General features: G+C 70.7%; 6 protein-coding genes. 3 read left to right on the top strand and 3 right to left on the bottom strand.

From position 1 onward, the window contains the following. On the top strand, positions 1-805 hold an 805-nt coding region (locus tag WCJ52_RS11055), incomplete at its 5' end, for a threonine--tRNA ligase (protein ID WP_336903364.1). Continuing rightward, the gene (locus WCJ52_RS11050; protein WP_336903363.1) at positions 805-1,725 is read left to right on the top strand and encodes a glycosyltransferase family 2 protein; all 921 of its coding nucleotides are present in this window, start codon (positions 805-807) and stop codon (positions 1,723-1,725) included. The genes WCJ52_RS11055 and WCJ52_RS11050, both read left to right, overlap by 1 nt. A gap of 12 nt (positions 1,726-1,737) precedes the next feature. On the opposite strand, the gene WCJ52_RS11045 is transcribed toward WCJ52_RS11050, so the two are convergent. Together WCJ52_RS11045 and WCJ52_RS11040 are read right to left on the bottom strand one after the other, a co-directional pair. Beyond that, positions 1,738-2,643 carry a hydroxymethylglutaryl-CoA lyase gene (locus tag WCJ52_RS11045; protein WP_336903362.1) on the bottom strand — a complete coding sequence of 302 codons (906 nt, stop codon included), beginning with the start codon at positions 2,641-2,643 and terminating at the stop codon, positions 1,738-1,740. After that, positions 2,640-4,316 carry a glycosyltransferase family 39 protein gene (locus WCJ52_RS11040; protein WP_336903361.1) on the bottom strand — a complete coding sequence of 559 codons (1,677 nt, stop codon included), beginning with the start codon at positions 4,314-4,316 and terminating at the stop codon, positions 2,640-2,642. The genes WCJ52_RS11045 and WCJ52_RS11040 overlap by 4 nt, the downstream gene beginning before the upstream one ends. A 70-nt stretch (positions 4,317-4,386) precedes the next feature. Here WCJ52_RS11040 and WCJ52_RS11035 point away from each other — a divergent pair, with 70 nt between their 5' ends. After that, on the top strand, positions 4,387-5,154 hold the full coding sequence (locus WCJ52_RS11035) for a glycosyltransferase family 2 protein (protein WP_336903360.1): 768 nt from the start codon (positions 4,387-4,389) through the stop codon (positions 5,152-5,154). 237 nt (positions 5,155-5,391) lie between these two features. Here WCJ52_RS11035 and WCJ52_RS11030 read toward each other — a convergent pair whose 3' ends face one another. After that, positions 5,392-5,553 (bottom strand): hypothetical protein, encoded by a 162-nt coding sequence (locus tag WCJ52_RS11030; RefSeq protein WP_336903359.1) that lies wholly within the window; start codon positions 5,551-5,553, stop codon positions 5,392-5,394. Positions 5,554-5,835 lie beyond the last annotated feature (282 nt).

Raw genomic sequence — 5,835 nt, 5'->3', positions numbered from 1 at the left:
CTTCACCCAGGACGACGCTCACATCTTCTGCCGCGAGGACCAGATCGAGGCGGAGGCAACAAAGTTCGTGAAGCTGCTGAACTCGGTCTATTCCGACTTCGGCCTCGAGTTGCACAGCGTAAAGCTGGCCCTGCGGCCCGAGGTCCGCGCCGGGTCCGACGCGGTCTGGGACATTGCCGAGGCCAAGCTGGACCGGGCCGCCCGCCAGGCGGTGAACATGGAGGTCGAGTCCCTGCCGGGCGAGGGCGCCTTCTATGGCCCCAAGCTGGAGTTCCACCTGCGCGATGCCATTGGCCGGACCTGGCAGTGCGGTACCCTGCAGCTGGACTTCGTCATGCCCGAGCGCCTTGATGCCGAGTATGTGGCCGAGGACGGCTCCAAGCAGAGGCCGGTCATGCTGCACCGGGCGATCTGCGGATCCATGGAGCGCTTCCTGGGCGTGACTATCGAGAACTATGCCGGGGCCTTCCCCCTGTGGCTGGCACCCACCCAGGCGGTAGTGGCCTCGATCACCTCGGACGCCGACGATTACGCCCGCGAGGTCGCCGCGACCCTGAAGGCGGCGGGCCTTAGGGTCGAGCTCGACCTGCGCAACGAGAAGATCAACTACAAGGTCCGCGAGCACAGCCTGGCCAAGACCCCGGTGATCGCCGCGGTCGGTCGCCGGGAGGCCGAGACCCGCGCCCTGGCCATCCGCAGGCTGGGCAGCGAAGGCCAGACCGTCCTGCCCCTGGACGAAGCGGTCGCCGCCCTGGTCGCAGAAGCGGTCCCGCCTGACCTGGCCCGCGGGACCTCGAGAGGCTGATGCTCACCCGTTCCGGTCCAGACCCGAAGCTGGCGGCCCCTGCGTTGAACGCGGGGGCCTCCGTCGTGCTCGTGGCCTACATGACCGGGGAGTCCCTCTTCCCCTCGATCGAGAGCGCCCTGTCCCAGCCGGAAGTGGCCGAGGTGGTCATTGTCGACAATGGCTCCACGCCCGGCGACGCCGAACGCCTGTCCGACCTGGCCGCGACGAACCCAAGTGTTCAGCTGTTGTCGGGCCAGGGGAATGTGGGCTTCGCCAGGGGCGCCAACCTTGGCGCCCACGCCGCCCGGGGCGACCTGCTGGTCTTCCTCAATCCGGATGCCTTCCTGGGCCCCGGCGGGGTGGCGGCCCTCGCCCGCGCCCTCGAGGGTCGGCCTTCGCCCAGCCTGGTCGGTGCCCGGATCCTGAACCCTGACGGCTCGGAACAGAGGGGCGGGCGACGGGGTGAGATCACCCCGCTCTCGACCTTCCTGAGCCTTTCCACCCTGGCCAGCCGGATCCCTGGCCTGAAGCGGTTTGAGGTCCATCTGGAGGATGAGCCGGCACCGCTCACAGTGATCGAGGCACCGACCATCTCGGGCGCCTGCTTCGCCATCCGCCGGGACGATTTCGCGGCGATCGGCGGGTTCGACGAGGGCTACTTCCTGCACGTCGAGGATATCGACCTGTGCTGGCGCATCCGCCAGGCTGGCGGCCAGGTGGTCTTCCAGCCCGAGGCGGAGGTGGTCCATGTCGGGCATACCAGCCGGGCCAACCCCCTCAGGGTCGAGTACGCCAAGGGTCGCGGCCTGGCCCGGTTCTTCTGCAAGCGCGCGAGCACGCCCCTCGAGACCCTTGCAGCCTTGGGGCTGGCCCCCTTCATCGTCGCCGCCGCTGTTGTCCGTCCGGTCTTCTGGCGTCTCGGGCAGCCCCCCGCCTGAGTCGGACCGACCTCAGGCCGGGAGGGGGAAGAGGCCAGCGCGGGTGACCGCGGCGGTCGGGGTCTTGCCCAGGAGGCCGCAGATCCACCCGGTGGTCGCGATCAGGGCTGGCAGGTCGTAGCCCGTCGAGAAGCCCGCCCGCTCGAGCATGTAGACCAGGTCCTCGGTCCCGATATTGCCCGTGGCATTGGGTGCGAAAGGACAGCCGCCGAGGCCGCCGCAGCTGGCGTCCAGGACGTCCACACCCGCCTCCACCCCGGCGAAGGCGTTGGCCAGGCCGGTATTGCGGGTATCGTGGAAGTGCAGGCGCAGCTTCTGTTCTCCCATGACGGCCCGGCAGGACTCCACCAGGCGCCGGACGGCCCAGGGATCGGCGACCCCGATGGTGTCGGCCAGGGCGATCTCATCGAGGGGCAGGCCCGCCGCCTCGCGGACCAGGTCGACCACCCGCGCCGGATCGACCTCGCCCTCGAAGGGACAGCCGAAGGCGACGGAAAAGGTCACCGACAGGCGGGGGCCGCCCTCGGTCGCCCGCCGGCCGGCGATGGCGGCCAGGGTGTCCATCTGGGCCCGGGTGTCCGCCCCCTGGTTGCGGATCCCGAAGGCGTCGGTGGCGCAGACCACCACATTGGCCTCGTCACAGCCCGTGGAGACCGCCCGGTCCCAGCCGCGCATGTTGAGGACCAGGCCGATCCGCGACCTCTTTGGCTCGGCCGGAAGGGCGGCGCAGACCTCCTCGGCGCCGGCCATCTGCGGGACCCGGGCAGGATTGACGAAGGAGACGGTCTCGATGCGACGGGCCCCTGCGGCTTCCAGGCGGTGGATGAATTCGACCCTCTGGGCGGGGGTCAGGGCGACCTTCTCGTTCTGCAGGCCGTCACGCGGCCCCACCTCGACGACCTCGATAAAGCGGCTCATGGACGGACCTCCGGGGGCGGGGCGTAGACCGTAAGCTCGGTCGCATCGCCGTTGGAATAATTCAGGCCCGCCACCCGGCCGACCTCGATGGGCGTGACGCCGTTCCGGGCGAGGGCGGCGCGGAAGGCGGGCTGCTCGCGACCCTCGACCACCGCGGCCCGACCCGAGGCCAGGGCCCTGGCGGCATCGGCGGCGTCACCCAGTCCGGTGTCTGTGCCCACCTGAAAGACCAGGCTGGGCTCGGCATATCCGGCGATGGCCACGGGGCCGGGGAGCACGCCCTGGGCGGGAAGGAGCCGCGCCCGGGCCAGGACCTCCGTCGTCCGGCTGGAGAGCATGAGCGGCTGGAGACCCGGCGCCAGGAGGCCGGTCAGAACACCATGCGCCAGGACCCCGGCGGGCAGGGCCCAGGCCAGGGCACGGAAGACCCGCCCCCGTAGAAGGAACAGGGCACCGCCGGCGGCGGCCAGGGCGAAGAGGCCTGCAGCCAGGATGGCGGCCGGTAGGTCCCGGGCGTCGCCATAGGTGAGGGCAAGGCCAAGGGCGACCGCCGCCAGGAGACCTCCCGCCAGAAGGTGAAGGCCAGCCCCGATCCGCCGCACCCAAGGCGTCGCCGCCTCCGCCAGGCCCGCGGCGCAAAGCCAGGCCAGGGGCGCATAGAGGGGCAGGACATAGTGGGGAAGCTTGGTCGGGGTGGCCTCGAAGAGAATCCAGGCGGGAACCAGCCAGGCCAGGGCGAACCGGACCCCCGGCTCGCGTCGCCGCCGCCAGGCGACCACCGCAGCGGCCGGAAGCAGGAGGGTGGCGGGAAAGGCCAGGAGGGGAAGGGCCAGGGCGTGGAAGCCGGGCGGTGCGCCGTGGGTCTCGTGTCCACCCACCAGCTTGGGGGCGAGGTCGCCGCCGATCGCCGCGGCCCAGAAGGCGCCGTCCGTTGCCACCGTGACCGCCCAGGCCCAGGGGCCGATGACCAGGGCCAGGAGGATCAGCCCCCAGGCCCACCCGATGGGCTGCGATGTCAGGGGCCGACGGTCGGCCAGCCGCAGGGTCAGGGCGGCGAGCCCGACGATGAGCGGCGTGATGGGGCCCTTGACCAGGATGGCCAGGGCGAGGGCCAGCCAGAACAGGGGAATGGCGAGGCGACCGGCCGGCCGCCCACCCCGGGCCTCGGCATAGAGACGCCCCAGGGCCGCAAGGCAAAGGACTGTGAGCCCCGTCAGCATGGCGTCGGTCTTGGCGATGAAGGCCTCGGTGGACAGCAGAAGCCCGCTACCCAGGATCAGCCCGGACATCAGGGCCACGCCCCGGCTGAAGAAGCCTGCAGCACCCCAGACGCAGGCGGCGGCGGCCAGCATGGCTCCCAATAGGGAGGGCAGGCGGTAGGGCCGGATATCCCTCAGCGCCGCGTCGCCGAAGGCCGACGCCGCCAGGGCCTGCATCCAGTGGATGCCGACCGGCTTCTTGAAGCGTGGCTGGTCCTGGAACCGGATGACCACATAGTCGTCCTGCTCGAGCATCTGGGCGGTGGCCTGGGCGAACCGAGCCTCATCCCTGTCGAGGGGCGGCAGGGCCAGGAAGCCGGGCAGGCCGGCCAGAAGGGTGAACAGGGCCGCGACCGCCGGACCGCGCCAGCCGCCGGGGCGCCGGAAGGCGTCGATGATGTTCGCCAGCCACATACAGGGTTGGTTAGCACGATCCGGAAGCGGCGTCGTTTCCCTTGAGGCCTGAAAGCTCGTAGGATGACCCATGCCCAAGGCCCCCGCAGAACCTGTCTCTGAAGGACGCCAGACGCCCACGCGGCCCGAGGTGTCGGTGGTGGTTCCGGTGTTCAATGAGTCCGGCGCCGCCGCCGACCTGGCCCGCGAGATCGCCGCCGCCTTCGCCGGGCACAGCCTTGAAATCCTGTTCGTTGACGACTGCAGCCGGGACGACACCCGCGCCCGCCTGCTGGCCCTGAAGGCCGAGATCCCGGCGCTGAGGGTTCTGGGTCACAGTGCCAACGCTGGCCAGAGCCGGGCCGTCCGGACGGGCGTGCTGGCGGCCCGAGGCGACATCATCGTCACCCTGGACGGCGACGGGCAGAACGACCCCGCAGACGCGCCTAGACTGGTCGAGGCCCTGAAGTCGGGTCCGCCGGAACTGGCCCTGGTGGGCGGCGAGCGGATGCGGCGGCAGGACAGCGCCGCCAAGAAGGTCGCCTCACGCATTGGCAACGGCGTGCGCAAGCGCCTGCTCCGGGACACAGCCAACGACACAGGATGCGGCTTGAAGGCCTTCCGGCGGGAGGCCTTCCTGAGGCTTCCCTACTTCGACCACATCCACCGCTACCTGCCGGCCCTGATGCTGCGAGAGGGTTATGCCACGGCCTTCCTGCCTGTTGGGCACAGGCCACGCACGACCGGATCGTCGAAGTACACCAACCTCGGGCGGCTCTGGGCCTCGATCTCGGACCTTTGGGGCGTGATGTGGCTGCAGTCCCGGGCCCGTCGCCCAGGCGCCGTCATCGAACTCTGAAGCCGCCGCAGGACGGCCGGGCCGTCAGGTAAAGGCGGTCAGAATGGCCACGACGAGGGCGACATCCAGGACACGGGCGACGAGGGCGGGCATGGCGGGGCTCCGGAGAGGATCTCGCCAAACTTATTGCAAGGCCCGGGCCAGACCGGGCGCCTCCGGAAACCAAGGCTTTTCCGCGGACACAGGCCGCCTTGGCAGCGGCAATCCTGACCGGTCGGCGGATTTCGCCGGAGCGGATCAGGTCTTGAGGCGCGCCTTGCGTCCCTTCTTCTTGCGGCGATCCGCGCCGCCAGACCACTCGGCAGTCTCATAGGCCGAGCGGGCTTCATCCAGGACGGGGGCGCCGCCGCGCAGGCCCCGGCGGGCGCCCTCCTGCCCCAGAAGGTGGGCACTGAGCACCGCAGCGCCTTCGGCGAGGGGAGTCTCCGGGGGCGGCTTGACGCGATCCGTCCGGCCGGCGCCGGCGTTGGGGTTCGGTAACGCGAGGACAGGCTCGACAGACGGGTTTCGGGCGCCTGGGGTCCGCCGCGACCTGCGAATGGGATCAATCGGCCCGGTCATCGTCCCGAAGCAAGTCTGTCAATCTGGGCGGCCATCTCCTCCATCCGCCGCTTGAGGTCGGCGATGGCGTCCTCGGAGGCGGGGGGCGCGGGGGACGGAGAATCGGCGGCGGGCACCGTT

Origin of the sequence: Phenylobacterium sp. (genome assembly GCF_037138395.1) — a bacterium.
In the GTDB taxonomy this organism is placed as follows: domain Bacteria; phylum Pseudomonadota; class Alphaproteobacteria; order Caulobacterales; family Caulobacteraceae; genus Phenylobacterium.
Note: the sequence above shows the minus strand (reverse complement) of the source record. Positions and strands in the feature narration are given on the sequence as shown.

What these genes read in the sequence shown, in the direction of transcription:
- WCJ52_RS11050 (WP_336903363.1), top strand. Translation starts at nt 805, where the DNA reads ATGCTCACCCGTTCCGGTCCAGACCCGAAGCTGGCGGCCCCTGCGTTG.
- WCJ52_RS11045 (WP_336903362.1), bottom strand. Translation starts at nt 2,643, where the DNA reads ATGAGCCGCTTTATCGAGGTCGTCGAGGTGGGGCCGCGTGACGGCCTG.
- WCJ52_RS11040 (WP_336903361.1), bottom strand. Translation starts at nt 4,316, where the DNA reads ATGTGGCTGGCGAACATCATCGACGCCTTCCGGCGCCCCGGCGGCTGG.
- WCJ52_RS11035 (WP_336903360.1), top strand. Translation starts at nt 4,387, where the DNA reads ATGCCCAAGGCCCCCGCAGAACCTGTCTCTGAAGGACGCCAGACGCCC.